The sequence below is a fragment of the Aestuariibaculum sediminum genome (assembly GCF_014596945.1).
Classification (GTDB): Bacteria; Bacteroidota; Bacteroidia; order Flavobacteriales; family Flavobacteriaceae; genus Aestuariibaculum; species Aestuariibaculum sediminum.
Genome location: NZ_JACVXB010000001.1, coordinates 469,536 through 485,105, shown reverse-complemented (window position 1 = coordinate 485,105; position 15,570 = coordinate 469,536). Strand labels below are relative to the sequence as shown.

Here is a 15,570-nt window from a genome sequence, read left to right as displayed (position 1 = left end):
TTAGTATATTTAGTTTGACAAATTGTTGGTTAAACTATGCAAGATCAATTAAGGCTAGCTCTAATTCAAAGTGATTTAGTTTGGGAGAACCCAAAGGCGAATCGTAAACAATTCAAAGAAAAAATTGAAAGTATAAAAGGCGAAGTAGATGTGATTGTGCTTCCTGAGATGTTTACATCGGCATTTACTATGAATGCTACTGCTGTGGCAGAAACCATGGATGGAAAAACGATGGCTTGGCTGAAAGAAATTTCAAAAAGTACGAATGCCGCTATTATGGGTAGTTTAATTATTAAGGAAAACAGCAATTATTTTAATCGGTTAGTATTTGTTGAGCCATCGGGAGAGGTTGCCTATTATAATAAACGACATACTTTTACTTTAGCTGGAGAAGACAAGGTGTTTTCAAAGGGAAACAAAAAGATAATTATAGATTATAAAGGCTGGAAAATTTGTCCGCAGGTTTGTTACGATTTAAGGTTTCCTGTTTGGGCAAGAAATGTAGAAGAATACGATGTTTTAATTTATGTGGCGAATTGGCCTAAACCCCGAATTTATGCCTGGGATACCTTGTTAAAGGCTCGAGCTATCGAAAATATGTGTTACTGCATTGGTGTAAATCGAGTAGGACTCGACGATAAACAAAATGAATATTGCGGCCATACGGCTATTTACGATGTGTTAGGAAGTCCGTTAACACCATTTAAACCCAATAAAGAATTTATTGAAGTAGTAAGCCTTGAGCGGAACCATATTAATTATTATCGCAATAAACTTAATTTTTTAGATGACAAAGATGCGTTTAATCTTCATTAAAAATTAATGTTTCAATATTTCCCCAGTCGGCTCTTACATCATCCGATAATTTAAAATGACTTACACGTTCTGGTTGGCTTTTATTTATATAACTACCCGTGTCAAAAATACCATTTCCGTTCGCATCATGAATAACTCTCACATTATATTTTCCGCTAGGTAAATTTTCAAAATCTATTGGGCCTTCTTTCGTAACTGTGTGTTCGAATTTAACCTCACCTTTTTCGGTTGTTAATTGAATAATGATAGGCAGTTTGGCATTCACTAAATTAAATCGGACATAACCAAAATCTGAAGATTTTTTAGTCCGCACAGAATAGACTAATGTGTCAGCATTTTTATTATCAAAAAAGTCGGTAAATGCCTCTGGAAGAATTTTAATATTATAACTGTTATCTTCGGTTTTTTTAAAGTCGAATACGTATTCATTTTTCAGGCTATCCAATTTTGTGGTGAAAGCTACTTTAACCGAATCTTTGTCCATTAACGTAACTTTTGATTTGTCTAAATTCACAAACGGAATGTTTCCTTTTACTTTAAACGGTTCAGATATGTTATTAGGTGAAATGCTTTTAATAATTAAAGAATCGACGTCTTGTGGCCTAATTCTAACCTTATAATCTTTTGAAACATCAGGATGTGTTACAACAAACAACAAAGAGTCTACCTCAATTTTAGGTTTGTACCAATAATTAAGTGTGTCTTTGTTTTCCTCTTTTGTAATTCGATGTTCAAAGGCTTCTGGTACCTCAGAAATTAAGTTAATATCCATGGCTTCAACAGGTCCTTCATAACCAAAAGCTATTTTTTGTTGTGCCGCTAAAAACGGTCTTGAAGGTCTAAAATCTAATGTTTCTGAAAATAGTTTTATGGTATATGATGAATCCGTTGGCACTGTAATGATATGGTCGTAATACCCAATCTGATCTGTTTTTTGCTGAAATTTATTATCGCCATTATTGTCTTTTAAAGCCACTAAAAGGTATTTGCCGGCTTTAATGTTTTCAATATTAAACGTGGTAACGCTATCTAAGGTATTTGTTATGTACGTCGGTACTTTATTATATACAATAGAATCATTAAACGTAGAATCTACTTCATACAGTCCAACATTTACAAAGGTTTCGGGTTGTGGTAGTAAGGCATCTATTATATTTCCTTTTACCGACAGCGAATCGATATAATCTCCCGTTGAAAATACATACCGGTAATACGGATATGGGTTTCCTTCGTTATTATCGGTAATACTGTTGCCAAAATTAAAGGCATAAGTGGTGTTTGGTTTTAAGGTGTCTTTAATTTTTATGGTAATAAATTTACTCGCACCTCCTAATGGAGAAACCTCTGGTTGAGTTTCCATTGGTGGCGATATAATAAGCTGCTTTTGTAAATCTTTTATTTTAATGTACTCGTCGAAATAAATTTTAATTTCATCACCTTTAAAATTGGTGGTGAAATTTTCAGGTAAAGACTTAATTATTTGCGGTGGAGTAACATCTTTTGGACCGCCATCTGGATTGCCTCGATTGGCACAGTTGGCTAAAACCAAGGCTATTAAAGCTATTAAAATAACATTTGAAAGCGTTTTATTCATTACCTGTTTTTAAATTTTTAGCAAACCTACATAATTTTAAAGATATAACGACGAACAGTTTAGGCTATTGCCATAGTTGCAATGCTAATTTTTACATTTTTACCTGAATTTAAAACCTGAATACAAGCTTCCAAAGTGGCCCCAGTAGTAATAAGGTCATCTACTAATAAAATATGTTTATTTTCTATGTCACTTTTATTCTTCAATTTAAATAGTTCGTCATTATTATTCCAGCGGGAAAACCGTATTTTATTTACTTGAGAGCTTCTATCGGTTACCTTTATTAGAATATCTTCTTTATAACTCGCATTTAAGGCGTTCGCAATTTGTTTGCCGAATTTTGCGACCTGGTTATAACCACGTTTTTTCAATTTTCGTTTATGAAGCGGAACAGGAATAACCATATCGATTTTTCGATATTCTTGTAATGTTTTTAGCTCGCCTCCTAACCAGTTTCCTAATGAAGTACCAATGGATTCATAACCTCTGTATTTTAGCCCGTGTATAAGTTTTTGAACAAGTCCCTTTTTTTCAAATCGAAATAAAGCGGTCGCATGTTCTATTTTTGCACGACCGTATAATACTTTTTTAACGGTTTCGTCCTGATTGAAATGAAAATTGGTAACGGGTAAATCGTGCCTGCAACTTGTACAAATCGTATCTTCATTATCCTTTAAAATATTTGAGCAAGCATAACACACTTTTGGGAATAATAAATTGATAACAGATTGAAGCATTGATTACGAAAAATGTAGATATGTAAACTTAATCAAAAAATTAATGAATTACACACTTAATTTTTAATCAAGAACTCTAATAGTTTCGGGCGGTTTTTTATTTTTGCAGCATGGCAAATCAAGACGATCAATTTAAAAAGGTAATCTCTCACGCTAAGGAGTATGGTTACGTGTTTCAGAGTAGTGAAATCTACGACGGATTAAGTGCAGTTTACGACTACGCACAAAATGGTGCAGAATTAAAAAAGAACATTCGCGATTACTGGTGGAAAGCCATGGTGCAGATGAATGAAAACATAGTTGGTATCGATGCCGCTATTTTTATGCATCCAACAACATGGAAAGCGTCTGGTCACGTCGATGCCTTTAATGATCCTTTAATTGATAATAAGGATTCTAAAAAACGTTATCGCGCCGATGTATTAATTGAAGATTATTGTGCGAAAATTGAAGCTAAAATAGATAAAGAAGTTGCTAAAGCAGAAAAACGTTTTGGCGATGCGTTTAATAAAGAAGAGTTTGTAACTACAAACCCTCGCGTTTTAGGTTATCAGGAAAAAATAAATAATACGCTTTCTCGCATGGCAAAATCTTTAGAAAATGAAGATTTAGCCGATGTAAAAGCTTTAATTGAAGAGCTGGAAATTGCCGATCCTTTAACGGGTAGTAAAAACTGGACCGATGTTAAGCAGTTTAACTTAATGTTTGGAACCAAGTTGGGAGCATCGGCTGAGAATGCAATGGATTTATACTTGCGTCCGGAAACAGCACAGGGTATTTTCGTGAATTTTTTAAACGTTCAGAAAACAGGACGTATGAAAATTCCGTTCGGTATTGCACAAACCGGAAAAGCCTTTAGAAACGAGATTGTAGCCAGACAATTTATTTTTAGAATGCGTGAATTCGAGCAAATGGAGATGCAATTTTTCATAAAGCCAGGAACGCAACAAGAATGGTACGAGCACTGGAAAGAAACCCGTTTAAAGTGGCACTTAAGTTTAGGAATGGGTGAAGATAATTACCGTTTCCACGACCATGAAAAATTAGCACATTATGCCGATGCTGCTGCCGATATCGAGTTTAAATTTCCATTCGGATTTAAAGAATTAGAAGGTATTCATTCGCGTACCGATTTCGATTTAAGTCAGCATGAAAAGTTTTCAGGTAAAAAATTACAATATTTCGATCCTGAAGAAAATAAAAGTTATGTACCCTACGTGCTAGAAACCTCTATTGGTTTAGACCGTATGTTCTTGGCGGTATTCTCAAACTCGTTACAAGAGGAAGCGTTAGAAAACGGAACAACAAGAACCGTATTAAAATTGCCAAGTGTATTAGCGCCTATAAAAGCGGCGGTTTTACCATTGGTTAAAAAGGACGGATTACCAGATGTAGCTCGAAATATTATTGAAGACCTTAAATGGGATTTTAATGTTGTTTACGATGAAAAAGATGCCGTAGGGCGTCGTTACCGTAGACAAGATGCTAACGGAACACCGTTTTGTATTACGGTAGATCACGATACTTTAGAAGATAACACAGTAACCATTCGACATAGAGATTCTATGGAGCAGGAGCGTGTTAAAATTGAAGATTTACGAGATATCATCAAGAAGGAAGTTGATGTACGTAACTGGTTGTTAAAAATGAAATAATCTGAAAAATTTTCAAAACGTATAAATCAAAATCCCGAGTTAGAATTCGGGATTTTTTTATATCTGTATTTGTCGGTCTATTTGCTGGTCTAGCGATATAACCGATTCGGTTCTTATGATGCCTGGTATGGTTTGAATTTTTGTGTTAAGCAAATGCATAAGATGCGCATTGTCTATACAAAGTAGTTTTATAAAAATATTATAATGCCCAGTAGTATAATGACATTCTAAAACTTCAGGAATGCGTTTTAATGCTTTTACAATAGTTTCGGAGTTGGTAGCATGTTCTAAATATATGCCAACAAAAGCAAGTGTGTTGTAACCAAAAACTTTGGGATTTAAAATAAACTTTGATCCAGAAATAAGTTTCGATTTTTCAAGTTTGCGCAATCGCTGATGTATTGCCGCTCCGGAAATACCAACATTACGAGCGATCTCTAAAATAGGTGTTCTGGCATCGGCAGTTAGAGCTTTTAATATTTTTTTATCTATGCCGTCTAGAATAATAGTTTTCGATTTCAAAGTATTTTATTTCAAATTAAAACATAAATGTAGCTAATTTGTTCGAAAATGAAATATAGATTAGATCTTAATTAAATATTTAAAGGGTTGTACCCAAAATACGGCACATTATGTTCTTTAAATTGTATGCCATAGGTTTCTAACTCCGTTAAAATTGGTGTGTATACTTCTTTGGTAATAGGTAGCTGAACGCCTGGAGTTTTTATTTTTCCGTTTAGAATAGCCAAAGCGGCTATGGCTACAGGCAAACCAACGGTTTTCGCCATCGCAGTATAGGTTTGGTTTTCACCTAAAACTACCATGTTAGAATCTATTTGATAATTTTTACCTTCAAGTTCGTAACCAAACTTATGGTACATAACAATCATGTCTCTGTCATTTTCATGTAGTGTCCAACTATCCATAAGTATTTTTTGAAGGATCTGAGCTGGTGTTGCGTTTTTCAATTCTACGCGTTTATTACTATTAAAAATGTCGAGCTCTACTAATTTGTCCCACATAATGTCGTCCTGGTCAATTTTTAATTGATGTCTAAGTTTTAATTCTACCGAGTCAGTTGGACTGTAGGGTAAAAACGCATTAATAAAATCGCGGTAACTCATGTTTTCACTATCTTCAATCGTGTAACTATCGTCGGTCATGCCTAATGCTACAAAAATATTCCAGGCACGACTAAATCCCACCCGTCTAATAGTGCCTCGGTATAGTGTTTTGATATCATTTAAGCCGTAAACACTTTGGTATTTTAAGGAATCCCTGTTGGCATAAATTTCAAAACGGCCATAATTTTCAATGTCTATAAATTCGGTGCGTCTGAATAGGCGATTGTAAGGTATGTATTTATAAGTCCCTTCCTGTAAAAATTTAGCGGCACCACCTTGCCCTGCAATAACCACATTTCTGGGATTCCAGGTAAATTTATAATTCCAAAGGTTATTATCGCATTCAGGGGCTACTAATCCACCGGTAAAGGACTCGAATAAAATCATTTTACCGCCATTATTGCGAATGCGGTCTATTACCTGCATGGCACTCATGTGGTCTATGCCAGGGTCAACACCAATTTCATTCATAAATACTAAGCCTTTCTGTTTCACCTGTGCGTCTAAATCTTGCATTTCTGGACTTATATACGATGCGGTTACCATGTTTTTATTAAGTCTGACACAGTCTTTCGCGACTTCAATATGAAAGCGAGCAGGTAACATTGAAATAACAATATCGGCTTGTTGTATGGCATTTTTGCGAGAAACGTCATTGAACACATCTAGCTCAATAATGTTAACGCGTTCGTGCTGGCGAACCAGTTTTTTAGCGTTTTCAATGTTTAAATCGCCTATTGTAATATGAAGTTGTTCAATATCTATTTTATCCAATAAATATTTGATTAAATACGTTGAAGATTTGCCTAAACCAATAATTAATATGTTTCGCATAATGAGTTTAGTTGAGTAATTTTGTACCTAATGTAATTAATTAAAATTTGAATATTAATATGAACAAACAATTAATGGTTGTTGGAGCCGTTTTGGGTGTAACAAGTGTACTTTTAGGGGCTTTTGGAGCTCATGGTTTAAAAACATTAATTCCGGCAGATGCCATTAATATTTTTGAAACAGGTGTTCGATATCAAATGTACCATGCTTTGTTTTTAATGGTTGTTGGATTAATTCCTTTAATGGCTAATAAATCGAAGAAAATCATCTTATATCTGGTGCTTGCAGGAGTGATTTTATTTTCTGGTTCGATTTATGGATTAGCGACAAATACATTAACGAGTTTCGATTTTAAAAACATTGGATTTATAACTCCAATTGGAGGTTTGTTCTTAATTGTTTCATGGGTGTATTTAATTGTTAATATCATAAAATATAAATCTTAAAACATCATAAAATTAAGAATAATTAAAAATTAATATAGTAGTTTTGTCAAGTAAATAATATTTAACTAAAACTATGGAAAACTATAGTCAAATTACGAAAACGATTGAGTTGGAACAATACGGGATTAAAAATGCCGATGTTAGGTATCAATTATCACCGGAAGAGTTGCATAAAATAGCTATTGAAAAAGGCCAGGCAGTAGAAGCTTCGTCGGGGGCTTTAGCGGTGAATACCGGAGAATTTACAGGGCGCTCTCCAAAAGACAGATTTATAGTAAAAGACGATGTTACTCGCGATCGTGTTTGGTGGGGCGATATCAATATTCCGTTTGATACTGATAAGTTCGATGCGTTGTACAAGAAGGTAACCGATTATTTATCAAACAAAGAAGTTTTTGTTAGAGATAGCTTTGCCTGTGCAGACGAGGATTATAGGTTAAATATTCGTGTTATCAACGAGTACCCTTGGAGTAATCAGTTTGCGTATAATATGTTTTTACGTCCAACAAAAGAAGAATTGGTTGGTTTCGATCCAGAATGGACTGTGGTTAATGCTCCTGGTTTTATGGCCAACCCAGAGGAGGATGGTACCCGACAGCATAATTTTGCGATTTTAAATTTTACAAGAAAAATTGCATTAATAGGAGGAACAGGATATACAGGAGAAATTAAAAAGGGCATTTTTTCTGCTTTGAATTTTTTACTGCCTGTTTATAAAAATACTTTGCCTATGCACTGTAGTGCTAATGTTGGTGAAGAAGGAGATACGGCGATTTTCTTTGGGTTGTCAGGTACTGGAAAAACCACCCTTTCAACCGATCCGAATCGTAGTTTAATTGGCGATGACGAACATGGTTGGACAGCCGAAAATTCGGTGTTTAATTTTGAAGGGGGTTGTTATGCAAAAGTGATAAATCTTTCAAGGGACAACGAACCAGAAATTTACGATGCCATTAAAAAAGGAGCTATCCTTGAGAATGTGATTCTTGATGCTGATAAAAATGTAAAGTTCGAAGATACTTCAATTACACAGAATACTAGAGTAAGTTATCCGATTCATCATATAGAGAATATTCAGGTGCCATCCACCGGAAAAAATGTAAAAAATATTTTCTTTTTAACAGCTGATGCTTTCGGTGTTTTGCCTCCAATTTCTAAATTAACACCCGCACAAGCCGCCTACCATTTTATATCGGGCTATACCGCAAAAGTAGCGGGTACTGAAGCTGGTGTTGTAGAACCTGTGCCATCATTTTCAGCTTGTTTTGGAGCGCCTTTTATGCCTTTACATCCGGCAAAATATGCCGAAATGTTAAGTGCCAAAATGATAGAATCAGGTGTTAATGTTTGGTTGGTAAATACAGGTTGGACCGGTGGACCTTACGGTGTAGGAACACGAATGAAATTGAAATATACTAGGGCCATGATTAATGCCGTGTTAAATGGTGATTTAGGGTTGTATAATTACGACGATTATCATATCCACTCGGTATTTGGGGTGGCTCAACCAAGATCTTGTCCGGGAGTACCAACTTCAGTCTTAAGTCCGAGAGCAACCTGGAATGACGATGAAAAATATTATACTACGGCTTTTAAGTTAAGTAATGCCTTCCGTGAAAACTTCAAAAAGTTCGAAATGCACTGTAGTGAAGAAATTCGTCGTGGTGGTCCGCAACGCTATGCGTTTTAGTTATAAAACGCGGTAAAATAAGGTAATAAAAAAGGGCTAATGTTAAGAATTAGCCCTTTTTGTTTTTTGTGTATCAAGGATTACTTACCCTTGTTTACTTTTTCAATATATTTTTCTAAAGCCATGGTCATTGAGGGTGTTTCTGGTGTTGGTGCAGCAATATCTACACGTAAACCTTTTTCCTCTACTGCTTTAATTGTGGTATTTCCAAATACGGCAATTCGGGTGTTATTTTGTTTAAATTCTGGAAAATTATGAAATAACGATTCAATACCAGAAGGGCTGAAAAATACTAAAACATCGTAAGTTACATGTTCTAAATCAGATAAATCGCTGATGACTGTTTTATAAAAAATAGCTTGTTTCCAATCTACACCTAATGCATTTAATGTATTTGGAACCTCGTCTTTAACTTTATCGGTGTTAGGTAATAGGAATTTTTCGTCTTTGTACTTCTTAATTAATGGAGAAAGTTCTGAAAAAGTACGTTTACCTACATAAATTTTACGTTTTCTGTACACCACATATTTTTGAAGATAGTAAGCTACAGCTTCCGACTGACAGAAATATTTCATTGTGTCAGGTACCTTAAAGCGCATTTCTTCAGCAACTCTAAAGAAATGATCAACAGCATTTCTACTTGTTAAAATAATTGCTGTATATTTAGTTAAATCAACTTTTTGCTGTCTTACCTCCTTGGCAGGTACGCCTTCTACGTGAATAAACGGACGAAAGTCAATTTTTACTTTTTGCTTATCAATTAAATCGAAATAAGGGGAGTTTTCTATTTTAGGTTCCGGCTGAGATACTAAAATGGTTTTCACTTTCATGGGCGCAAGTTGTTTGATTGTCAGTTAAAAATAAACACCTTGTATAAAAATACGTAAGGTGCGATTTCAAGTGTGCAAAGATACAAAATAAAATAAAACAAGTTGTTTTTTATTAAAGATTGATGTGCTTTAAAGGATGTTATAAGTCCTATAATATTAATTATTAACAAAAAAATAATTATAACGTAAATAAGGTTTAACGATGCAGGAAAGCTATATAGTAATAAAGCATTAATTGGAATTAATAATAAACCCAGATAGTTTTTATAAGTAATTTTTTGAAACAGATATAAGTCGGTTAGTTTTTCTATTTCAAAAATACTGGCTATGAGTCGCTCTAAAATAACCTTCACTAATATAAAAATAGCTATTCCCAGCGCTAACTTTAAAATAGCATCGAGGTAAATGGTTGTGGTATTTGTAGTTTTTAGATAAATAATATAAATGAATACCGATGCCGAAAGAATTAAATTTAAAAAGAGTAATGCCTCAAACTTGTCAAGAAATTTTTGGTCGCGGGCATAAATTTTTAAATACTTAGAATTACCTAAAACATAAGCGAAGTCTGCGAAACGTTTGGGTGCAACAAGCTTAGTTATAGCAATAGTAAGTATGCCAATAACTAAAAATATAGTGAATAAATCGTTTGATAGCGTTTCCCTGAGCATGTTGTAAAATTATTATAAATATTTTAGAAGAAAATGGAATTATTAAGGAATATTTAAAATAAATGAACGCGTAATAGTGTACATTTGCTGAAATTAATTTTAAAGTATCATCAACGCCTAAGAATGACAAATTCTATTGTAATTATTCCCACTTACAACGAAATTGAAAATATCGAAGCGATTATTAGAGCAGTGTTTTCTCATTCGAAAGACGTTCATATACTTATAGTTGATGATAATTCACCAGATTTAACAGCTTCAAAAGTTAAAGAACTGCAAAGTGAATTCCCCGAACGTTTGTTTATAGAGGAACGAAAGGAAAAATCGGGATTGGGTACGGCTTATATTCATGGATTTAAATGGTGTTTACAAAAAACATACGAATATATTATTGAAATGGATGCCGATTTTTCACATAATCCTAAAGATTTACCAAGGCTTTACGAAGCTTGCCACAAACAAGGTGCCGATTTAGCTATTGGCTCACGTTACGTGACAGGTGTAAATGTGGTTAATTGGCCAATGAGTCGCGTACTCATGTCATATTTTGCATCAAAATATGTGCGTATTATAACTGGCATGAAAATACACGATACAACTGCTGGATTTGTTTGCTATAAACGCAACGTTCTGGAATCTATTAATTTAGATACCATTAAATTTATAGGATACGCTTTTCAAATAGAAATGAAATTTAAAGCCTATTTAAAAGCATTTAAAATTGTTGAAGTTCCTGTAATTTTTACCGATAGAACACGAGGTGAATCAAAATTGAGCTCGGGAATTATTTCTGAAGCTATTTTTGGTGTCATATCCATGAAAATGAAAAGCTTATTTAAGAAGTAAATAAACAATGAAAATGAAACAGACATTAATTAAAAACGCCCATATTGTAAACGAAGGTTCCATTTTTAATGGCGATATATTAATTGAAGGCGATTATATAAAAGAAATAAGCGATTCAATTAGTGCAAAATCGTCGGATGTACATGTTATTGACGCCGAAGGTAAATACCTTTTGCCTGGTGCCATCGATGATCAGGTGCATTTTAGAGAGCCTGGGTTAACCCATAAGGCAAATATTGAAACAGAATCTAGGGCAGCAATAGCAGGAGGGATTACCTCGTTTGTAGAAATGCCAAACACTAATCCTCAAACAACGACTGTTGAAAAGTTGGAAGAAAAATTTGCTATTGCAGCAAAAACATCATCAGCTAATTATTCGTTTATGTTTGGTGGAACTAACGATAATTTAGATGAAATTTTAAAAGTAGACCCAAAAAGTGTTGCGGGATTAAAATTGTTTTTAGGGTCATCAACAGGAAATATGTTGGTAGATAACCCAGAAGTGCTTGAGAAAATTTTTAAAAGCACCAACATGGTGATTTCTGTACATTGTGAAGACGAAGCTACAATTAAAAAGAATTTTCAGGAGCATTTAGATAATTATGGCGAAGATATTCCTATTAAATGTCATCCTGTAATTAGAAGTGAAGACGCCTGTTATATATCGTCTTCCAAAGCAATTGAATTAGCTAAGAAAACCGGGGCTCGTTTACATGTTTTTCATCTTTCTACAGGAAAGGAAACAAGTTTATTTAGTAATAAGCAAGACTTAAAAGATAAAAAAATAACAGCAGAGGTTTGTATTCATCACCTTTGGTTCTCTGATGAAGATTACGATAAGAAAGGGACACTAATTAAATGGAATCCAGCTGTAAAAACAAAAAAAGATCAAGACCTTTTATGGGAAGCTTTACTCGATGATAGAATTGATGTTATTGCAACCGACCATGCGCCACATACTATAGACGAGAAGAAAAACGTTTATACAAAAGCACCATCTGGCGGGCCATTGGTTCAGCATGCCTTGCCTGCTATGCTGGAAATGCATCACAGAGGGAAAATTTCAATTGAAAAAGTCGTTGAAAAAATGTGTCATAATCCTGCTATTTTATTCGAAGTTGAAAAGCGTGGTTATGTAAAAGAAGGTTATTTTGCCGATTTAGTGTTGGTAGATTTAAATAATCCTTGGACCGTTAACAAAGACAATATTCTGTATAAATGTGGCTGGTCTCCTTTCGAAGGAACGACATTTAGGTCCAGAGTAACGCATACTTTTGTTAATGGGGTTCTTGTTTACAATAATGCTAAATTTAACAATGTTAAAGCGGCTAAACGTTTAACTTTTAATAGATAATGTTAAAAAAACTAGTTACCTATTTCGCGTTAAGTATTTTATTTGTTGCCTGCGGAAATTTAGACGGTCCTAAAAAACCTGATAATTTAATTTCGAAGAGCAAAATGGTCGATATTATTATCGATGCACGTTTAGTGGGGTCCATTAACGGAATGAATAAAAGGGATCTTGAAGACATGGGGTACAATCTTAAAACCTATGTTTTTGAAAAGCATGGTACAGATAGTTTGCAGTTTGCCCAAAGCAATAGTTATTATGCTTATCATATAAAGGATTATCAGTCTATATTTGACAAGGCTATTGATAGCCTGGAAAGGTTAAAAACAGTCTTAGAGGTTGAAAAACAAAAGGAAGAACAGAGGAAGAGAGCGCATGAAATGGATTCCATTCAGCATATTAATAAAATAAGAGATTCAGTTATCAATAGGCAATTAGAAATAAACGAACGTAGGGAGGCTGGGACTTTAGCTAAGCCCGCTTCAAGTAAAGACTCCCTATTTCTGTAATAGTATCGTTTACAGCTCTGAAATTATAGTTCAGGGCTGTTTTTATTTTGGCATTACTGTAGGCCCGTTTAGAACAAAGAGTATTGGTTAAATGTCTTGTTAATTGGCGCCGTTTACCTGTAATTTTATGCACGAACCAGTCTAATCGCCATAAGATATCCAAAAGGAATTTTGAGGCTTCCTTTTTAGGGATTTTTCCGTTTACCGAAATAGCCAATTTTTCAAGAAAATCTTTAAAACTCCAGGTTTCTGCAACTAAAATAAAGCGTTCGTTTATAATGTTGCTTTCCATAAGTTTTATCATAATTTCAACAACGTCGTGTACATCGACCAAGCCAACACTTCCCGAGGTGTAAAACGGATTCCCTTTACTGGCTTTTTTAAACAGGCTTCCTGTGCCGTATTTCCAAATTCCGGCACCTAAAATAACCCCAGGATTGACAATGACAGCATTTAGCCCTTCTTGTGTAGCTCGCCAAACTTCCATTTCAGCGCCATATTTTGTAATGGCGTATACCGTATTTTTATCTTCTGGATTCCAAACGGTTTCTTCATTAATATCTAGTGAGTTTGTTGGCTTACCCAAAGTAGCTATAGAACTCACATAACATAATTTTTTTATGTTTTTTGATAAACAAATATTAACAAGATTGCTAGTGCCCTCAATATTGGTTTTTCTTAAAAGATGATATTTATCTGGTTCGAAAGAGACAAATGCGGCGCAGTGATAAACAATATCAATATTACTAAGAGCTAATTCTAAAGCAGTAATATCCAGTAGGTCGGCTTGTACCCATTCAATTTTATTAAACAATGCTTCAAAATCGTTGGTATAGGTAGCAAATACATCTTTAACTTGAGCAAGTTTATGTTCAGTTCGGTAAATTGCTCTAACCGAATTATTCGTACTTGTTAGTTTATAAAGTAGGTGTGAGCCTACTAAACCTGTGCCTCCCGTTACTAAAATCATGCAACTAATGTAAAGAATTATTCATTATACTAAAGTAATTATACATTGATTTTTATCTTTGCCATACTTTTATAAAAATTAACGAGTAATGATAAAGAATTTTGTTGAAGAATTAACTTGGCGTGGAATGATACAAGACATTATGCCAGGTACTGAAGAACACTTAATGGAAGCGATGCGTTTGGCTTATGTGGGAATTGACCCTACAGCCGATTCGTTACATATCGGACATTTAGTGGGGGTTATGGGACTTAAACATTTTCAATTATCAGGACACAAACCAGTAGCGCTAGTTGGTGGTGCAACAGGTATGATTGGTGACCCTTCGGGTAAATCTGCAGAACGTAATTTGCTTAATGAAGAAACATTGAGACATAATCAAAATGCTATAAAAGAACAATTGTCGCGATTTTTAGATTTTGACAGCGATGCAGAGAATGCTGCAGTTATTGTGAATAATTACGATTGGATGAAAGACTTTTCGTTTTTAGAGTTTATTCGCGATGTCGGTAAACATATCACTGTAAATTATATGATGGCTAAGGATTCAGTAAAAAAACGATTGTCTTCCGAATCATCCGTTGGTATGAGTTTTACGGAGTTTACTTATCAGCTAGTACAAGGTTATGATTTTCTTCATTTATTCCGTGAAAAACAATGTACCTTACAAATGGGCGGTAGCGACCAGTGGGGGAATATTACCACAGGTACAGAGCTAATTCGTCGTGTAGACGCAGGAAAAGGATATGCTTTAACATGGCCTTTAATAACAAAAGCCGATGGCACTAAATTTGGTAAAACAGAAGGAGGGAATATCTGGTTAGATGCCGAACGTACATCTCCTTATAAGTTCTACCAATATTGGTTAAATACGAGTGATATAGACGCTGAAAAATATATTAAAATTTTCACCTTCTTAACTCGTGAAGAAATTGAAAGCATTATCGAAGAACATAAAGAAGCACCACATTTACGCGTGTTGCAACGCCGTTTGGCCGAAGAAATTACAACGATGGTTCATTCCAAAGAAGAATTGGATAATGCTATAAAAGCTAGTGAAATTTTGTTTGGTAAATCTACAAGTGAAGATTTAAAAGGACTTACAGCAAAAACCTTTTTAGAAGTATTTGAAGGTGTGCCTTTAACAGAAGTCTCTAAACAAGATATTGAAAACGGATTGGATATTATTGGTGCTTTAGCTGAAAAAGGAGGCTTTTTAAAATCAAATAGTGAAGCCAGACGTGCTTTAAAAGAAAATTCAATTTCTGTTAACAAAGAAAAAGTCAAAGAAGACTACAGTATTACAACTAAAGACTTGATTAACGATAAGTTTGTCTTATTACAACGAGGTAAAAAGAATTACTTTGTATTAAGCATTGTATAAAGAAAAAAGCCTGATTTATTTAAATCAGGCTTTTTAATTAACCAACCTAAAAATTATTAATTTTTAAATTTGCTATTCTTAGCGAATATTTAGTCGCAAGTTTTATAATTAACTTA

15 protein-coding genes are annotated in these 15,570 nt (G+C 34.3%); 8 read left to right on the top strand and 7 right to left on the bottom strand.

Annotation, left to right across the window (positions count from 1 at the left end; translation table 11 throughout):
• Window positions 1-36 precede the first annotated feature (36 nt).
• The gene (locus tag ICJ83_RS02285) at window positions 37-816 is read left to right on the top strand and encodes an amidohydrolase (protein WP_188228732.1); all 780 of its coding nucleotides are present in this window, start codon (window positions 37-39) and stop codon (window positions 814-816) included.
• On the opposite strand, the gene ICJ83_RS02280 is transcribed toward ICJ83_RS02285, so the two are convergent.
• Entirely contained in the window at window positions 803-2,410 is a 1,608-nt protein-coding gene (locus ICJ83_RS02280) for an Ig-like domain-containing protein (protein WP_188228731.1), read from the bottom strand. The genes ICJ83_RS02285 and ICJ83_RS02280 overlap by 14 nt on opposite strands.
• A gap of 59 nt (window positions 2,411-2,469) precedes the next feature.
• Window positions 2,470-3,147, bottom strand: a complete 678-nt coding sequence (locus tag ICJ83_RS02275) for a ComF family protein (protein WP_188228730.1) — start codon at window positions 3,145-3,147, stop codon at window positions 2,470-2,472.
• 110 nt (window positions 3,148-3,257) lie between these two features.
• Between ICJ83_RS02275 and ICJ83_RS02270 the strand changes: the two genes are divergently transcribed.
• On the top strand, window positions 3,258-4,802 hold the full coding sequence (locus tag ICJ83_RS02270; protein WP_188228729.1) for a glycine--tRNA ligase: 1,545 nt from the start codon (window positions 3,258-3,260) through the stop codon (window positions 4,800-4,802).
• Between the two features lie 57 nt (window positions 4,803-4,859).
• Here the strand turns inward: ICJ83_RS02270 and ICJ83_RS02265 are convergent, their stop codons facing one another.
• A complete protein-coding gene (locus tag ICJ83_RS02265) occupies window positions 4,860-5,324 on the bottom strand; it encodes an Lrp/AsnC family transcriptional regulator (RefSeq protein ID WP_188228728.1) in 465 nt (154 codons plus the stop codon).
• Window positions 5,325-5,395: 71 nt separating this feature from the next.
• A complete protein-coding gene (locus ICJ83_RS02260) occupies window positions 5,396-6,760 on the bottom strand; it encodes a saccharopine dehydrogenase family protein (protein WP_188228727.1) in 1,365 nt (454 codons plus the stop codon).
• A 59-nt stretch (window positions 6,761-6,819) separates the two neighbouring features.
• Between ICJ83_RS02260 and ICJ83_RS02255 the strand changes: the two genes are divergently transcribed.
• Together ICJ83_RS02255 and pckA are read left to right on the top strand one after the other, a co-directional pair.
• Window positions 6,820-7,206 (top strand): DUF423 domain-containing protein, encoded by a 387-nt coding sequence (locus tag ICJ83_RS02255; RefSeq protein WP_188228726.1) that lies wholly within the window; start codon window positions 6,820-6,822, stop codon window positions 7,204-7,206.
• 73 nt (window positions 7,207-7,279) lie between these two features.
• Complete coding sequence (gene pckA, locus ICJ83_RS02250) at window positions 7,280-8,896, top strand: phosphoenolpyruvate carboxykinase (ATP) (protein WP_188228725.1); 1,617 nt, start codon at window positions 7,280-7,282, stop codon at window positions 8,894-8,896.
• An 80-nt stretch (window positions 8,897-8,976) separates the two neighbouring features.
• On the opposite strand, the gene ICJ83_RS02245 is transcribed toward pckA, so the two are convergent.
• Window positions 8,977-9,726 carry a uroporphyrinogen-III synthase gene (locus tag ICJ83_RS02245; RefSeq protein ID WP_188228724.1) on the bottom strand — a complete coding sequence of 250 codons (750 nt, stop codon included), beginning with the start codon at window positions 9,724-9,726 and terminating at the stop codon, window positions 8,977-8,979.
• Window positions 9,727-9,746: 20 nt separating this feature from the next.
• Window positions 9,747-10,394, bottom strand: a complete 648-nt coding sequence (locus ICJ83_RS02240) for a DUF4271 domain-containing protein (protein WP_188228723.1) — start codon at window positions 10,392-10,394, stop codon at window positions 9,747-9,749.
• 123 nt (window positions 10,395-10,517) lie between these two features.
• Between ICJ83_RS02240 and ICJ83_RS02235 the strand changes: the two genes are divergently transcribed.
• From ICJ83_RS02235 to ICJ83_RS02225, 3 genes are read left to right on the top strand one after another with little or no spacing between them, the layout of a single operon-like run.
• Complete coding sequence (locus ICJ83_RS02235; protein WP_188228722.1) at window positions 10,518-11,240, top strand: polyprenol monophosphomannose synthase; 723 nt, start codon at window positions 10,518-10,520, stop codon at window positions 11,238-11,240.
• A gap of 13 nt (window positions 11,241-11,253) precedes the next feature.
• A complete protein-coding gene (locus ICJ83_RS02230) occupies window positions 11,254-12,594 on the top strand; it encodes a dihydroorotase (RefSeq protein WP_188228721.1) in 1,341 nt (446 codons plus the stop codon).
• A complete protein-coding gene (locus tag ICJ83_RS02225) occupies window positions 12,594-13,100 on the top strand; it encodes a DUF4296 domain-containing protein (RefSeq protein WP_188228720.1) in 507 nt (168 codons plus the stop codon). The genes ICJ83_RS02230 and ICJ83_RS02225 overlap by 1 nt, the downstream gene beginning before the upstream one ends.
• Here the strand turns inward: ICJ83_RS02225 and ICJ83_RS02220 are convergent.
• Window positions 13,063-14,070, bottom strand: coding sequence for an NAD-dependent epimerase/dehydratase family protein (locus tag ICJ83_RS02220; protein ID WP_188228719.1), 1,008 nt, complete (start codon window positions 14,068-14,070; stop codon window positions 13,063-13,065). The two genes, ICJ83_RS02225 and ICJ83_RS02220, sit on opposite strands and share 38 nt — an antisense overlap.
• Window positions 14,071-14,158: 88 nt before the next feature.
• Between ICJ83_RS02220 and tyrS the strand changes: the two genes are divergently transcribed.
• Window positions 14,159-15,454 (top strand): tyrosine--tRNA ligase, encoded by a 1,296-nt coding sequence (gene tyrS, locus ICJ83_RS02215; protein WP_188228718.1) that lies wholly within the window; start codon window positions 14,159-14,161, stop codon window positions 15,452-15,454.
• The last annotated feature ends 116 nt before the right edge of the window (window positions 15,455-15,570 follow it).